18 protein-coding genes are annotated in these 14,895 nt (G+C 66.5%); 10 read left to right on the forward strand and 8 right to left on the reverse strand.

Features of this window, described 5'->3' with window-relative positions; all coding sequences use genetic code 11:
• Positions 1–4 precede the first annotated feature (4 nt).
• From ABC766_RS27535 to ABC766_RS27555, 5 genes are all read left to right on the forward strand, one after another.
• Positions 5–268, forward strand: a complete 264-nt coding sequence (locus ABC766_RS27535; protein WP_182592385.1) for a hypothetical protein — start codon at positions 5–7, stop codon at positions 266–268.
• A 7-nt stretch (positions 269–275) separates the two neighbouring features.
• Positions 276–1,019 carry a hypothetical protein gene (locus ABC766_RS27540; protein WP_345819967.1) on the forward strand — a complete coding sequence of 248 codons (744 nt, stop codon included), beginning with the start codon at positions 276–278 and terminating at the stop codon, positions 1,017–1,019.
• 36 nt (positions 1,020–1,055) lie between these two features.
• On the forward strand, positions 1,056–1,721 hold the full coding sequence (locus ABC766_RS27545; protein WP_345819968.1) for a glycoside hydrolase family 19 protein: 666 nt from the start codon (positions 1,056–1,058) through the stop codon (positions 1,719–1,721).
• 2 nt (positions 1,722–1,723) lie between these two features.
• Positions 1,724–2,134, forward strand: a complete 411-nt coding sequence (locus ABC766_RS27550; RefSeq protein WP_345819969.1) for a 3TM-type holin — start codon at positions 1,724–1,726, stop codon at positions 2,132–2,134.
• A gap of 94 nt (positions 2,135–2,228) precedes the next feature.
• Positions 2,229–2,567, forward strand: coding sequence for a hypothetical protein (locus ABC766_RS27555; protein ID WP_345819970.1), 339 nt, complete (start codon positions 2,229–2,231; stop codon positions 2,565–2,567).
• A 64-nt stretch (positions 2,568–2,631) separates the two neighbouring features.
• On the opposite strand, the gene ABC766_RS27560 is transcribed toward ABC766_RS27555, so the two are convergent.
• The gene (locus ABC766_RS27560; protein ID WP_345819971.1) at positions 2,632–2,955 is read right to left on the reverse strand and encodes a polyhydroxyalkanoic acid system family protein; all 324 of its coding nucleotides are present in this window, start codon (positions 2,953–2,955) and stop codon (positions 2,632–2,634) included.
• Positions 2,956–3,553: 598 nt separating this feature from the next.
• Between ABC766_RS27560 and ABC766_RS27565 the strand changes: the two genes are divergently transcribed.
• A complete protein-coding gene (locus ABC766_RS27565; protein WP_345819972.1) occupies positions 3,554–3,784 on the forward strand; it encodes a DUF6894 family protein in 231 nt (76 codons plus the stop codon).
• Positions 3,785–4,146: 362 nt separating this feature from the next.
• The gene (locus ABC766_RS27570) at positions 4,147–4,293 is read left to right on the forward strand and encodes a hypothetical protein (protein WP_342141502.1); all 147 of its coding nucleotides are present in this window, start codon (positions 4,147–4,149) and stop codon (positions 4,291–4,293) included.
• Here the strand turns inward: ABC766_RS27570 and ABC766_RS27575 are convergent.
• Both ABC766_RS27575 and ABC766_RS27580 read right to left on the reverse strand, forming a co-directional pair.
• Complete coding sequence (locus ABC766_RS27575; RefSeq protein WP_342141503.1) at positions 4,281–4,499, reverse strand: DUF6894 family protein; 219 nt, start codon at positions 4,497–4,499, stop codon at positions 4,281–4,283. The two genes, ABC766_RS27570 and ABC766_RS27575, sit on opposite strands and share 13 nt — an antisense overlap.
• Positions 4,500–4,619: 120 nt before the next feature.
• Positions 4,620–4,859 (reverse strand): hypothetical protein, encoded by a 240-nt coding sequence (locus ABC766_RS27580; protein ID WP_342141504.1) that lies wholly within the window; start codon positions 4,857–4,859, stop codon positions 4,620–4,622.
• A gap of 1,039 nt (positions 4,860–5,898) precedes the next feature.
• Between ABC766_RS27580 and ABC766_RS27585 the strand changes: the two genes are divergently transcribed.
• Positions 5,899–6,885, forward strand: a complete 987-nt coding sequence (locus tag ABC766_RS27585) for a helix-turn-helix domain-containing protein (protein WP_345822847.1) — start codon at positions 5,899–5,901, stop codon at positions 6,883–6,885.
• Positions 6,886–7,061: 176 nt separating this feature from the next.
• On the opposite strand, the gene ABC766_RS27590 is transcribed toward ABC766_RS27585, so the two are convergent.
• A complete protein-coding gene (locus ABC766_RS27590) occupies positions 7,062–7,478 on the reverse strand; it encodes an ester cyclase (protein ID WP_342144065.1) in 417 nt (138 codons plus the stop codon).
• Between the two features lie 95 nt (positions 7,479–7,573).
• Positions 7,574–9,736: a molybdopterin oxidoreductase family protein gene (locus ABC766_RS27595; protein ID WP_342144066.1), complete on the reverse strand. Its 2,163-nt coding sequence runs from the start codon at positions 9,734–9,736 to the stop codon at positions 7,574–7,576.
• Between the two features lie 229 nt (positions 9,737–9,965).
• Here ABC766_RS27595 and ABC766_RS27600 point away from each other — a divergent pair, with 229 nt between their 5' ends.
• Positions 9,966–10,871: a PLP-dependent aminotransferase family protein gene (locus tag ABC766_RS27600; RefSeq protein ID WP_345819973.1), complete on the forward strand. Its 906-nt coding sequence runs from the start codon at positions 9,966–9,968 to the stop codon at positions 10,869–10,871.
• Here ABC766_RS27600 and istB read toward each other — a convergent pair.
• Together istB and istA are read right to left on the reverse strand one after the other, a co-directional pair.
• A complete protein-coding gene (gene istB, locus ABC766_RS27605) occupies positions 10,843–11,631 on the reverse strand; it encodes an IS21-like element helper ATPase IstB (protein ID WP_127991182.1) in 789 nt (262 codons plus the stop codon). The genes ABC766_RS27600 and istB overlap by 29 nt on opposite strands.
• Complete coding sequence (istA, locus tag ABC766_RS27610; protein ID WP_427902312.1) at positions 11,631–12,929, reverse strand: IS21 family transposase; 1,299 nt, start codon at positions 12,927–12,929, stop codon at positions 11,631–11,633. The genes istB and istA overlap by 1 nt, the downstream gene beginning before the upstream one ends.
• A gap of 55 nt (positions 12,930–12,984) precedes the next feature.
• Here istA and ABC766_RS27615 point away from each other — a divergent pair, with 55 nt between their 5' ends.
• Entirely contained in the window at positions 12,985–13,671 is a 687-nt protein-coding gene (locus ABC766_RS27615) for a PLP-dependent aminotransferase family protein (protein ID WP_345819974.1), read from the forward strand.
• A gap of 868 nt (positions 13,672–14,539) precedes the next feature.
• On the opposite strand, the gene ABC766_RS27620 is transcribed toward ABC766_RS27615, so the two are convergent.
• Complete coding sequence (locus ABC766_RS27620; RefSeq protein WP_158498454.1) at positions 14,540–14,686, reverse strand: hypothetical protein; 147 nt, start codon at positions 14,684–14,686, stop codon at positions 14,540–14,542.
• Positions 14,687–14,895 lie beyond the last annotated feature (209 nt).

A 14,895-nucleotide genomic window follows, 5' to 3' on the forward strand; every position in this document is an offset into this window, starting at 1 on the left:
GCCGATGACCGTGGAGACGATCCGTGAAGCCGACCTCGCCCAGCGCTTCGCCGGGCGGGTGATCGAGTCGGTGATCCCCTACACGGTCGAGGTGGTGCTGCCGTTCTCGACCGGCACCGTGACCGAGGCGCTCGCCGCGATCCGCGACGGGGTCGACGGCAGCCGCAACACGCTGCGCCTGCTGTCGGACGCGCTCGACGCCAGCGCCGGCGAGACCCTGCGCGCGGCGGACGCGCAGGCCTTCGTCGACGCGCTCCTGTTCGGTTGAGGCCCCGATGAAGAGACCCCTGTTCGGCGGCGTCGCCTTCGCGCCCGCGCAGCGCACCCTCGACTTCTCGGGCGTGGCCGGCTTCGACGTGCGGGCGTTGCTCGCCGTGATCGACCTCAGCCGGTCGGCGCTCCTCTACGCCGCCGGCAAGCCGGGCTGCGGCTACACCGCCCTCGACGGCGCCGTGCTGACGCTGGCGGTCGACACCACCGAGATGGCGGCGTCGGACACGCTGCTCGTCCTCTACGACGACGGCACCGCCGTCCTGCCGACGGGGGCGGCGATCGCGGCCCGGCAGCCGGCGTTCGGCACCGCCGGACGCGCGAGCCCCGACGTGGTCTCGGTCCAGGGCGTCGCGGCCGGCACGCCGATCCCGGTGGCGCTGGTGGCGCAGGCCCCGGGCGAGGGCGGGGCGATCGCCCGCACCGCCTACGCCGCGTCCGCGGCGGCGGCCGGCCAGCTCGTCAAGGGCGCCCCCGGCCGCGTGCTCACGCTCACGGCCTGGAACGGCGACACGGCCCCGGTCTGGGTGAAGCTGTTCGACATCGCCGCGCCGCCGGGCCTGGGCACGGATGCGGCGGCCTGGGAGGCGATGGTGCCCCCCGGCGGCACGCTCGTCGTGCCCTTCGGCGCCCTCGGCCTGTCCTTCGGCGCCGGCATCGCGGTCGGCTTCTCCGGGGCGCAGGGCCGCACCGACGCCACCGCCCTCAAGGCCGCGAACAAGGCGGGCGTCAGCCTCGCCGTGGCGTAGCCGCACCCTCTCCACCCGAACCCTCGTGAGGCCGACATGACCGCTCCCCTCGTGCGGGCGACCTTCTTCGCGCGGCTGCGCGCGACGGGGTTGCTCGGCGCCACCCTCGCGCAGACCGAGGTCGACGGGCTGACCGGCCTCCTCGACGCCTGGGAGCGCCTGGGCTGGCCCGGCGATCTCCGCCACGTCGCCTACACCCTGGCCACCGCCTGGCACGAATGCCGGCTGAACCTGTCGATCCGCGAGGACGGTCTCGGGCGCGGGCATCCCTACGGCGTGCCGGTGGACGGCCGGGTCTATTACGGCCGCGGCGCCAGCCAGCTCACCTGGCTCGACAATTACCGGCGGTTCGGCCGGTGGCTCGGCCTCGACCTCGTCGGCGATCCGGACCTGGCGCTCGTGCCGGAGACGAGCGCGGCGATCCTGATCGTCGGCGCGCGCGACGGCCTGTTCCGCCCCGGCCATGCCCTCGCGCGCTACTTCGACGGCGGCACCGACGATCCGGAGGGCGCGCGGGCCATCGTCAACGGCGACGGCGCGCGGAACGGCGCGCGGATCGCGGGCTATCACGCCGTCTTCCTCGCCTGCCTCCAGGCGGCGTGCGCCGCCCCAACGCCGCCGGCCGCCCCGGCCCCGCCATCGACCGCGTGGTGGCCGCGCCTGCGCGAGGCCGTCCGCCGCAACATGCAGAAGGGGGCCTGACCATGGGGTTCCTCGCCCTCCTGCCGGCGCTGCTCGGCGCGCTCGGTCCGATCCTCCAGAAGGTGCTGCCCGACGAAGGGCAGCGGCTCCAGGTGCAGCTGGAGCTGCAGAAGGCCCTGATCGAGCAGCAGGACGATCTCGGCCGGGCCATGGCCGAGGTGATGAAGGCCGATGCGGGGTCCGAGAGCCCGCTCGCCCGCAACGCCCGGCCGATCACCGTGCTGTGGGCGCTGGCGATGATCACCTGGGTGGGCGTGGTGGCGCCGATGCTCGGCCTGCAGGTCGAGGTTGTGGCGGCGCTCAAGGGCGTGCCGGCGGAGCTGTGGTCGCTGCTGACCGTCGGGATCGGCGCCTACATGCTCGCCCGCTCGGTGGACAAGATCGTCCCGCAGGTGGTCGGGCCGAAGGGCTGAGCCTCGCGGCCGCGGGCGCGCCCCGATGACGGACGAGACACCGCCCCGGATTCGGTCAACGCGGCCGGGCCGCGGCGAGCGAAGGACCGGAGCCATGGCCGACCATCTGCCCGAATGGATCGGGCGCCTGATCGAGCGCGTGGAGGCCACCGGCCGCCAGATGGATGCGCTCGGGGGCAAGCTCGACCGGATGGACGAGAAGCTGGAGGGTGTCGCCTACCGGCGGGACATCGAGCACTTCGTGGCGCGCGACGAGATCGAGCGGCGGATCGACAAGGCGGTAGACGGCGCGAAGGCGGAGGCCGCCAAGGGGTTGGCCGAAATCGCCGGGCAGGTGCGGGACCTGCGCAAGATCGGCTGGGGGCTGGTCTCGGCGGCGCTGCTGGCCTTCGGGGGGATCGTGCTGGCGAAGGTCGGGCTTGCGGGGCGGTGAGCAAGCTCGCGCCCTTGCCTGTCCGGGTGATTCAGCCAGCTTCGCCGGTGCGGGTTTCTGCGCGTCAGGATGCGCCTTCGTGCGACAGCAATCGCTCGGCGTAGTGCCGGCCCACCGCTTCGATGACCGGCGCGAACATGCCAGCCATCCAGGGCACCAGCGCTTCGATCTGCAGCGCATCATCAGCCACCTGGATCGCAACGCTTGCCTTCTGGCCGTAGCCTCGACCGGCGAACGCGCGGCGATTGCCGAACCAGTCCTCGGCCTCGACCTGGATCTTCTCGGCCTCGAGGCGTCGGAGGGCCCAGTCCATGTGCAGATCGATGCGGCGCCGGACCTCCGCGGCTCCGAGATCGTGCGGCATGGTGATGGTCAGGCGCTTCGGCATCGGCGTCTCCTCGGAAACCGAGCCCGTCACGTGCCGCCGGTTGGTTAAGGCTTGGTGAGTATCGGTGCGCGCGGCTCGCCCGCCTGGGCCGTTTCCGATCGGATCCCACCGCGGGACGCCCGATCCCTCGGCGCAGGCACGCCGCGGTAACCGCTTCCGTCCATCGTCTGCCCGAGCCGCGTTGCGTATCGGCTCGGCTCACACGCTGGTGAGATCGGACGCTCCCCCGCCCCGTGAGCAGATCGGGGCGGGGCCGAGCTAACTCCGAAGACATCGCTCCCTCGCTCAAGTTCCTCGAGATTCCTTCTTCTGCCGGGGCGCCTTTCATCGTTTCAGCGACGCAGCCTCAGCGGCTTTTTCGTGCCCGGCATCCGCAGGCCCGGCCGTCTCCCTCGGATGCGCTCCAGCTCGCCGGCCCCGCGCGGCGGAGCTCTCTTTTGGGCGATTGCCCCGCTGGCCCATATGGCCGCATGAGCCTTCGCGCTCGCTAAAGGACTCGTTTGAGGCGGATCAAAGTAGCTTTGGCCATAGGGAGTAGTTTTCATTAGCGAACGTACTCTACGGCTTCTCCCTTCTCGCGCGGCTCGCGGAACATTCTATGCCACGCTATTTTATAAACACAAAAAATAGCATTGAGGCAATTGATAACGAGGGCACAGAATTGCCCGATCTCAACGCTCTGCGTGGCCTGATGCGCGCTGTGCTCATTGAGATCTTGCGCGATGAAGGAGAAGAAAATGGCGTAAACGAGTACACTGCGAAGGCGTATGATTCTAATGGTCGCCATGTGATGAGCGCGAAGATCAACTTCTATATATTTGATCAATAAGGGGATCGTTCCGCCGTCTGAGGATCCGCGATCCACTTCAACATGGCGTCGAATTCGGCGTCATCCTGCCCATGAGACCAGACGCCCCCCCGCTGCAATTCTGCGCCTCCAGCGATTCGGACAAACATATGTTATGTTGCAATTTGATCCGAGACGAGTGGGCGCGATAATATTTTTGGGTCGCCGATTGTCCGGGGGGTGGGAGCAGAGCTCAAAACTCTGTTTCACGGTCGTTTTAGCCCCCCCGATTAGATAGCCTACGTAAATATTCCCCAATTTGATCGCGCGAAAGCAATCAAATTATAGATGCATTGTTGGGAATCAGCTGCTAGGGACTGCTCTCGCGGTAGACGGAGGAGTTGATGCGGTACGAGGCCGTGGATATCCCGGCAGTGTCAGCAGTCCCTCCGGATGTCGGCTCGACAGACGAGGCCCTGATGCTGCGCGCGCACATCCGCCAGATCTTGCGCAAAATCTCCCGGCCGAAAGCCGGCATTCAGTACAGCTGAAGCGAGCGTAGCACGACGCCATCAGCGTTGTGGATCTCAATGCGCCAGCATTCGTCAGGATCAGGCAGCTCGCTCCGCATCTGCATCTCGGCGATGATCTGCGTTGCCTCGGCTACGGCAACGTCGATCGAGGTTGCCAGGACACCCTCAGTATCCTCGACGACCTCGCTCGGCCCCCTCAGGCGGAAGTAATACCGCTCTGCCATGTCGCTCCTGCTCAGGCCATCGGCGCAGTCCGCCGACAGGGGTAGCATCCAACGGATTGGCCTTATGGCCAAGCTGCCATGACTGGTCGAGCAATACCGAAGTTGGATCGCGCCTTTGCGTCAGAGCCCCAGGCGTCGGCCGCCGCGCTCGCCTTCTCGAAGCTTGTGACCCGGGCCAGCAAGACGCTGACCGCCGGGCCGGCGGGCGGCCTGCTCTCGTCGTTGCGCCGACTGTCGGCCGCCCTGCAGGCTCTCGGCGAAATCGTCGGGGATCTCGCCCCACTGGCCGAGGATCGTGACGCCCTCGAGCTCGCCCGTCTCGTCGTCGGCCACCATCTTCAGCGCCGCCGCACCCGGCATCTGCTAAGCCCAGCTCTCGGCCTTCCTGACCGTACGCCTTCGTGGCCTACGCCTGCAATATTACCTGAAGTCGCGGCGACCGCCTCGAGTGGCTTCGAGACAATCTGCTTCCAAGTGTTCAACGCATCGACGCGAATGCCGATGTGCCGATTGCCCGCTCTTGACCACACGCAGGACCTCAAAAGGTTTACTGCGCCGTATTCCAGATTGCCATCTGAACTCAAATGATTTCAATTGGCGAAATTGAAAAACGCAAGTTGCTCTCTGCATCTGCGCAGAGATGGATGAATTCATTTTATGTCAGAGCTTGCGTCGATAGGCTTCAGATTTTTCGACAAATCTTCAAGTTCTTTCTCGGCGTCACTTAAGATACTGCAAATATAGGCTCGTTGTTTTTCGCCAACACTGGCATACCTCCCGATTTTTGATGAAAGAATATCCTTGTAGTTATGAATATTCTTCCTTAGTATAAATTTTTGCATTTCGTTTTCTGCCTTGCTTGGCCCGTTCATAGACATCTCCGCCAAATCATATGCGGAAAAATATTTGCCTCGGAACCTAATTCTGCTCCTATCGTGGCCCCATGTCTAACTAAATAACTATAAATGCCAACAGCTTCGCTTTCCGGGCAAATTTTTTGAATTAGGACAACTCGATGTGCTCGCAATCGCGGGGCTCCCTCCCGTAATCGGACTGCCCTCGGGTCAGGCCAAGCGCTGCTTGAGATTTTTGGGATCCGTTTCCGGCTGAAGGGCTGAAAGACGCTGCCCACTCCAAGCCGACGTTAACGGGCGTTTGCCATTTGCCCGCTTTTGGGAGGGCCCGGGCGAACTGCGTGACGGCCAACATTGGTCGCCACGGGAACGGCCGCGGAGCGTGGATTTCGGACGGTCTGCTTCCGAGCAGCAGGACTTGAGCGCGGGTGTTGTGTCAGAGCCCGTCACCAAGAACCCAGTCGAAAATTGACAGATTGTATATAATCGCCATTCGAATCCGCGAACTTCGCCACGGAAGGGCGAGGGGTGTGCCGGGGCCGGTGATGCAACCGTTTTTCTCGACAGATGGGCTTCATCCCAGAAACGCGGTCCGCCAATGGCGAGAGCTGGTCAACGAGCGGCTCGTGCCCGCCGAGATCGAGACTCCGGACGGTCTCCCATTTCAGGGGCGCCTGGAAGTGACGCGTATCGGTGAGGTGCCGGTCTCCCATTTCTCGCACACAACTGTGCGGACCAAGGTCACGGCCGCCGCAGCGCGACGCCACGGGAACCCCGATCGGCTTTTCGCGCTCCTGAAGCTCTCCGGACGAGATACCGTCCAGCAGAGCGATCGAGAGGCGAGGACTCGGCCGGGCGACCTCGTCATGCTCGACTCGAGCGCATCCGTACTCGATGCGGAGACCGGCGACTCCCTGGTCATCGAATTGCCGCGCCACCACCTCGAGGCCCAGATGGGTCCGTCGCGGCTGTTCATCGCGCTCACGGCCGGAGCAGACCTGGCCTCGACGACCCTGGCAGGCTCATACATTCGGGAGCTGGTCCGGGTGAGCGATCGCCTAACCCCAGACGCGGCCGCGCGCATGGCGTCGATCGGCGTCGACCTGATCGTGGCGAGCCTCGCCGAACGGATGGCGCAGGAGGTGCCCCGCTCCATTCACGGCAACGTCACGGTCCAGCGCGCCAAGGCCCATGTCGAGGCCCATCTCGGCGATCCGAGTTTGGACCCGCCACAGCTCGCCGCCGCGATGGGCCTTTCTCTGCGTCGGCTGCAGGAGCTGTTCCACGAGCGCGGCCGGCACATTTCAGACTACATCTGGGAGCGCCGCTTGGCGATGGCCGCCAAGCGGCTGTCCGACCCGGCCTGCGCCCACCTGTCGATCGGCATGCTGGCCTATGGCTGCGGCTTCGCCAGCCAGGCCCATTTCGCCCGCCGCTTCAAGGATCGCTACGGTCTGAGCCCGCGTGATTTCCGGCGGGCGCAAAGGCAGGACTTTCAGTCGGTCGCGTCCACCTTTGGGCTGTCGTCCTAGGCAGGTGAGTGACCGCATCGGGTCGGGTGTGGGCGGGCCGGTTGGGGTGGTTTCCGGCCGTTCCGCCTATGGTATCGGCAGCACGGAAAGCTGCCGTTCCTCGACGTAGCGTTAGTGCGTAGATCGAGCAGCCTCGTCACGATGCTCGTTGAAGACGAGGCTCGCCGCTGCGGGGGTTAAGCCCAGCCGAGTTCTCTCACGGCCCGGGCGTCATTCCAGATCTTTGTCAATCCGACGATGCGGTCCCCCTCGAACTGCATGACATACACGTAGTCGGTCGACGTGGACTTCCCCGTGGGCGGACAGGGGCCGCCCTCGCCAGTGTGGGTCCCGTGGAAGACTCCGTAGGCCGCCACGTTCCGGCGCTCCGCGTCGGTCGCGAAGGATCGCACCTCGTACCGACCATCAGGAATGAAGGTCAGGAGCCCCTTCATCCACTCCGTGTAGTCCCGCAGTGAGGTTACGCCGGCCAGGGCATCGGCCTGGGCCGAGAAGGTCGCATCGGGAGCACAGTATCGCTCGCATGCCTCCCAGCCCCCGCCCGTCTCGCAGGCGTCGAAGAAGGCCCTTGCTACCGTCGTGATGTCGCCCATGCCTGGATCGCCCTTTCATTGCCGGAAGCGCCGCATGTAGCGGATGCCATCCGCGCAAGTACCCTCTGGGAGAGCCGACGCGGATGACCGTTCGGCTAGTTCGCCCGCGACACCTCGACGAGGTTGTCGGAGAACGAGGGCGCGTGGCCCATGTCGGTGAAGGCGCCCGACGAGATGCTGTTCACCGTCCCCTCGTTGAGCTGGCGCCAGTAGCCCAGCGTCGCCACCACGATCCCGGCCTTCACGTCGTCGGTGATGCGGGCCACGCCCTTGAAGGCGCCGCGGTCGTTGCCGACCCTCACCCGGTCGCCGTCCCGGATGCCGCGGGCATCGGCATCGGCTTGGCTGATCATCACGAACTGCTCGCCCTGGCCCTTCTGCTTGTCCTCCATGTTGGCGTAGCAGGAGTTCAGGAAGTAGTGGCTCTTCGGCGAGACGATGTTGAGCGGGAAACGCTTGGCCAGTTCCGGGTCGTTCGTGTGGGACTCGCGCGGGCCGAGGTAGTCCGGCAGCGGGTCGAGCGCCTCGCCGGGCTGGAAGCCCTCGTACATCTGCCGGAACGGCGGGGCGACGAAGTTCGTGGCGCCCTCGACCTTGAGCATGCACTTGCCGGTCGGCGTCGGGAAGTTGCCCTCCCGGTGCGGGGCGCGGTCGTCCGGCGTGCCGACCTTCAGCCGGGCGAAGCCGTGCTCGCGCATGTAGGCGAGGTCGATGCCCTCGCAGGCCGGGGATGACCAGTCGACGTAGTGCTCAAGGCACTCAGCATCGCTCCACTTGAAGTTCTCCTCCTCGAAGCCGAGCCGGGCGGCGAGCTGCCGGAAGATCTCGTTGTTGGGGATCGCCTCACCCGGCGCCTCGGCGCACTTGGTGTTGTAGGTCAGGTAGAGGTGGCCCCAGGAGAGGATCATGTCCTCCATCTCGGCGCCCATGGTGGCGGGCAGCAGGATGTCGGCGTAGGAGGCCGTGTCCGAGATGAAGTGCTCGGCCGAGACCATGAACAGGTCCTCGCGCATCAGCCCCTCGACGATCTTGTCGGTCTCGGGCGCCTGCGTGACGGGGTTCGAGTTCCAGCACATCATCGACATGATCGGCGGGTCGAGCTTCATCTCACCGGTGAGCGCGCGGCCGATCTGGAGGTTCGAGACGACGCGCGTGCCCTCCGGGATCAGGTCGGGCCGGCACATCACGTCGAACTTGTAGGGGTGCTCCCAGACGCCGAACTGCGTGACGCCGCCGCCGACATGGCGCCACGCACCGGTGAGCGCCGGGATGCAGGTCACCGCCCGGATGGTCTGGCCGCCTCCGTAGTGTCGCTCCAGCGCCACGCCCATGCGGATGCCGACCGGCTGCTCGGTCGCCATCTCGTAGGCGAGCTTGCGGATGTCGTCGGCCGGCACGCCGGTGATCTCCGCGGCCCATTCCGGCGTGCGGGTGCTGGCCCGCTCCTTCAGTTCGTCGAAGCCGACGGTGTGGTTGTCGACGTAGTCCTGATCGACGAGGCCCTGCGCGATGATCGAGTTGATCAGCGCCATGGCGAGGGCGCCGTCGGTGCCGGGCTTCGGCGCGATGTGCCAGTCGGCGGCCTTGGCGGTGCGGGACGCGTAGGCGTCGATCACCACGACCTTGGCGCCCTTCTTCTGCGCGTCCTTCACGATCGCCCAGTGGTGGAGGTTCGTGCTGACCGAGTTGCAGGCCCAGATCACGATGTACTTGGAGTGGATGTAGCTGTCCGGGTCGAGGCCGGCGGTCGGGCCGACGGTGAGCAGCCACGCGGTGCACGAACCCTCGCCGCAGAAGGTGCGCTCCATCACGGTGGCGCCCATGCGGTTGAAGAAGGCGTCGCCACCGTTCAGCCCGTGCACGAGTCCCTGGTTGCCGAGGTAGCTGTAGGGCGCGATGGCCTGCGGGCCGTGCTGGTCGATGATCGCCTTCCAGCGCGACACGATGGTGTCCAGCGCCTCGTCCCAAGTGATCCGCTCGAACTGCTTCGACCCCTTCGGGCCGACGCGCTTCATCGGGTAGAGTAACCGGTCCGGGTGGTAGTGGCGCTTCTCGTAATCCTTCAGCTTCACGCAGAGGCCGCCCCGGGTCATCGGGTGGTCCGGGTTGCCGCGCACGCCCTGTAGCTGGCCGTCCTTGACGTCGAACAGCATCGAGCAGGTGTCGGGGCAATCGTGCGGGCAGCCCCCGAAGAAGGTCTCGGTCAGGCTCTCGGCCTCAGCGACGATCAGGGAGTCCGGCTTGACGATCTCGTTCATGGTTCCTCCGCAGTCGGGCGTCCGGCCTTCTTGGCGTTCCGGATAGCGGGCCCGACCTGTTCTCGGGATGCACTAAAACTGCAAACAATTCCAAATTTTGGTCAGGCAAAAGGGCCAAAACAGACGCGACCGATGGTACCAACCGTTTTGTCGCGCCTCACTGGGCAGCTCCTAATCGGTGGACGCTGGTACCGGCTGGGCTTCCAGATGGGTCGCCGACGATGATGGGGTGACGGTGGAACTGACGCTCACGCTGGACGCGGCCTCCGCCAAATCCTTGCAGGTCCAGGTTTTCGACCAGGTCCGGGAGATCATCCTGGAGGGGAGGCTGAAGGCCGGCATGGCGCTGCCGCCGAGCCGCCTGCTGGCCGAGCGCCTGGGCATCTCTCGCAACACCGTGATCACGGCCTACGAGCGGCTTGCGGCCGAGGGCTACGTCAAGGCGCGCGGCACGGCCGGCTTGTTCGTGGAGCCGATCCCGCCGGACAGCCTCCTGCTGATCCAACGTGGCGGCCAAGCCTTGATCAATGGGCCGGTCCCGGACGTGGTCGGCGAGCCCTTGCTCTGCTTTGCCGGCTCGCCGGGCGGCGGCGGCGACCGGCCGGAGCTCGACTTCTGGGTCGGACGCTCGGACCCCGCGGGGTTTCCCCTCCGCATCTGGCGGCGGATCGTGAACCGTCTCCTGTCGCACGAGACCGCATACCTGACCGACTATTGCGACCCGGCCGGCCTCCCGGAACTCCGCGCAGCCATCGCCACGCACCTGAGACGCGCCCGCGCCGTCGCGGTGACGGAGGACCAGATCATCGTGACCACGGGCGGACAGGACGCCCTCAACCTGGTGTTCAACCTGCTCAGGTCCCACACCCGGCAGCTCTGCATCGAGAATCCCTGCTACCTCGGGGCTTCCCTGATCTTCAGGAGCGCCGGCATGGCCATCCATCCGGTCCCGGTCGACGGCGACGGGCTGCGCACGGACCTTCTGCCCATGGATCGGGGCAGCCTGTTGTACGTCACGCCCTCGCACCAGTTCCCCACTTTCAAGCGACAACCGGAACTGACCCCTTCGCGTCACGAGGATCTGACCCCCATGCCGGTTTCCTCGCCTAGACGGGCGTGGGGTTGGGGACGATAGCGGCCCTCTGTAGAAGTCCGCTGCGACGCTTCTCGCGCAGGCGGTAGCTGTCACCGCGGATGGTGACGACGTGGCTATGGTGCAGCAGCCGGTCGAGGATGGCGGTGGCCACCACCGCGTCCCCGAACACGCTGCCCCACTCGCCCACCGCCCGGTTCGAGGTCACCAGCATCGCGCCGCGCTCGTAGCGGCGACTGACGAGCTGGAAGAACAGGTGCGCGGCATCCGGCTCGAACGGCAGGTAGCCGAGCTCATCGATGATCAGCAGCTTCGGCTTGGCATAGTGCGTCAGCCGCTCCTCCAGCCGCCCCTCGGCGTGCGCCTTGGCCAACTGCGCCACGAGCGTCGTGGCTGGGGTGAACAACACGCCGTAGCCGGCCACGATCGCCGCACGCCCGATCGCCACCGCCAGATGCGTCTTGCCCACCCCGGGTGGTCCGAGGAGCAGCACCGCCTCACCGTTGGCGATGAAGCGGCCGGTGGCGATCTCGCGGATCTGCGCCTTGTCCAACGAGGGCTGTGCGCCGAAGTCGAAGCCGGTCAGGTCGCGCACGAACGGGAAGCGGGCCAGCCCGAAGGCCATGTCGATGCGCCGCTGATCGCGCCGGGCGATCTCCCGCTCGCAGAACAGCGTCAGCGCCTCGCGGATCGTCAGTTCGCCCCGGCCGGCCTCGTCGATCAGGCTGTCGAGTTGGTCACGCATGGCCGTCAGCTTCAGGCGGTCGAGCAGTACGGTGAGGTGATCGTGTTCCTCGCTCATCAGAAGCCTCCCCCGGCGACAGCCTCGTACTCGGCGAGCGGACGCAGCAGTTCCGGCGTCGCCACGAGAGGAGGCGGGTCGCGCCGATGAGCCGGTCGCTCACGGCTACCCACGAGCCCGGCCAGATGAGCGTCGTCGACCGCACGGCCGTGACGTCCCTTCAGTTCGGCATGCGCGGCGACCTCCCGTCCGCCGTGGTGGACGCGCACCACCGCTCCGCTCACGGTGACCCGCACCCGCTCACCGATCAGCCGCCAGGGTACCGAGTAAGCGTTGCCGTCGACCGCAACCGCGCAGTCCGCTCCGACCCGGCGCACGAGATCGCGCGCGGCGGAAAACGGCGGCACGCCCGCGAGCGGCCGTAGCGCCCGAGCCTCGTCGCGGGCGAACCGCTCGCCCGGCGCCTCGCCGGTCGTGCCGTGCACGCGCCGGTCGGCGACGTCCCGCGTCCAGGCATCGAGATGCGCCTCCAGGGCTGCGAAGCTCGCGAAGCGGCGGCCGGCCACGGCATTGTTCTTGACGTAGCCGACGCCGCGCTCGTCCTTGCCCTTCGTGCGCGCCCGGTACGGGGCGCAGGCCCGCACCCGGAAGCCCCAGTGGCGGGAGAAGGCGTGCAGGCGCGGGTGCAGGACGACCTCGCGGCTCACAGGGTCGTGGTGCAAGACCAGGGCGCGAGCGTTGTCGAGCAACACCTCGTGTGGCACGCCGCCGAAAGCCCGGAAAGCGCTCTCCAGCCCGGCGAACCAGTCCTCCTGCCGTTCGTGGCCGAAGGCACGCACGTGCAGGCGGCGCGAGTAGCCGAGCGTCGCTACGAACAGGGAGACCCGAGTCGGCACGCCGCCGATCTCGACGCGCCGTTCGCCAAAGTCGATTTGCATCTGCTCGCCCGGCCGCGTCTCGAACCGCACGCTCGCCCGCGCGGCGATCACCAGATCCCGCCGCAACGGCGCGACCGCCCGCTCCACCGTGCGCAGGCTGACGTGGATGCCCTTCTCGGTCGCCAGATCCTGGCGCACGACGTCGGCGTTGCCCGCATGCTGCCGGAAGCGTTCGACCAGCCAGTCCGCCAAGCCGTCGAGCTGCTTCGAGCGCGAGGGCGTCGCGCAGGGGCGCCAATCCCCCCGTCGCAGCCACTGCTTCACCGTGTTCTTCGAACAGCCAAGCTCGGCTGCGATCCGCTTCGCGCCCCAGCCGAGCGCCTGCAGCCGCATCATCGCCGACACGTCGTCCGGCGTCTTCATCTCGGCCCTCCACGGATCGTCCATCCGCGTCAGAGCCTGAGCCTCGTTCCTGATCATCTCGACCTCCTCGCTCATCGAGGGGGTCAGATCCTCATGGCGTCAGGGGGTCAGTTTGCCGTGTCGCCTGACACCCACCGGCGCGCTCATGCCGGTGACCCGGCGGCTGGAGCTGCTGCGCTGGGCCGAGGAGACCGACAGCTATATCGTCGAGGACGATTACGACAGCGACTTCCGGTACGACGGCCCGCCGCTGACCGCCCTGGCCGGCCTCGATGGGGGACGGCGCGTCTTCTACGTCGGCACCTTCTCCAAGTCGGTAGGGGCGGGCCTGCGCATCGGTTACGCCACGGTGCCGCGCATGTTCTGGGACGAGGCGCGGATGCTGAAGGCCCAGATGACCAACGGCCAAGCATGGCTCGAGCAAGCCGCGCTGGCCACCTTCATCGACGAGGGGCACTTCGACCGGCACCTGCGCCGGCTGAGACAGGTCTACAAATCGCGGCGCGACTGCCTCGTCCGGGCACTGTGGGAGACGTTCGAGGACCCAGTCATTCTAGGCGCTGAGAGCGGCCTGCACCTGGTCTGGCGACTACCGAAAGGCTTCCCGCCGGCCAGGAGGATCCAGGTCACGGCACGCGAGCGAGGCATCGGCGTCTACGCCCTGTCCAGCGGGGCCGCCTACGACTTCGATCCCGAGGCACGGGACGACATGCTGGTGTTCGGCTATTCGTCGCTGGCTGAGGCACAGATCGAAAGTGCGGTACGCGAGCTGAGAGCGATATCGAAGGATGCACGCTGAGCAAGAAGCTTCGCGCAGCCCATGTCCGCTCTCGAGCGCTCGCGACAACGCTCTGAGCGACTGGCATGGGTCGCAAGCTGCCTTCAGGCGAGTGTCTTACACCGTAGCAGCTTAGGTTCAGCGCCGCATTCCCTTCAACGCAGCATCACTCACCTCGGGCAAATCTCACCGCATCGGGAACGCTCGTCGTCCGGTCTCACAACCATGCGATTCGTTTGCAGCGGGGCCAGAAAGCGCTGCATTTTCAGTACGCTTCAATTCCGGCCGTTGGCAAAATTGGTGTGGATTTTCAACGGGCACGGCCAAACTGCGGGACAGGGGGTCGTCGGTTCAAGTCCGGCCACTCCGACCATTTTTCTTCTGCGACGCTCAGCCGGTCGCGGACCTTCTGTAGCGGCCGCCGTGCCCGCAGGCTCCCTCCATCAAGCCCGACCGAAGTGACGCAGGACGAGCGGCTCGCTCCGGGAGAGCGGAACGCCGCGCGGCTGCGATCGGACCGTGCGTCCGGCGACGAGGGCAATGCCGACCAGGCCGACCGATCCGGTCATCGCCACGGCTACGCACCACCAGAAGGCGACATCAAGCATGGCTGCTCATTAAGCTCCGACTGAGTTCGGAACTCTCGAGCCGCAGGGTAAACGGACGCTTAAACATCTGCTCAACCGAGGATTGTTTACCCCGGTGCCCGCCGAGCCGCACGACCGAATCCTCGTCACGGGTGGGACGGCCCGGTTTCAACGGGCCGCGAGCCATGAGGGTCGCGACGCGACATCCCCGCTCCGGTCAACCTCCGCGCCCCGCCTGCAGGGTTGAGGCAGAGGGTCGCAGGGCGCACGCGCCGGCGCCCAGGCGGGCACCCGGGACGCACTCAGCCGATCCGCCGCGTCGACTTGGCCGCAGCGAGCTTGCGCAGGATTCGCCGGATATGGGCGCGCAGTGCCGAGATCTCGGCCATCGCATCGGCCCGGAGGACGGAATCGGCAGTCTCCGAGAGGGTGGTCAGAGAGTCGGTCATCGACGCGGGCGCTGTGAATGGACGGCGAACCTACCGCTGGGGTCGGTCAATGAATACATCATTTCATAGATTTCTTTATCTCAAATTTAAAGTGTTCACCCCGCCACATAGGGAAAATACCGACACCGGCACGGTCCTTGAGCGCGGCTTCAGCGGGCTCATGATCCTCCTGCCGCACCATTAAAGTCCTGAGACGGCACGGTCGGCAC

The organism is Methylobacterium fujisawaense, assembly GCF_039619325.1.
Taxonomy (GTDB): domain Bacteria; phylum Pseudomonadota; class Alphaproteobacteria; order Rhizobiales; family Beijerinckiaceae; genus Methylobacterium; species Methylobacterium fujisawaense.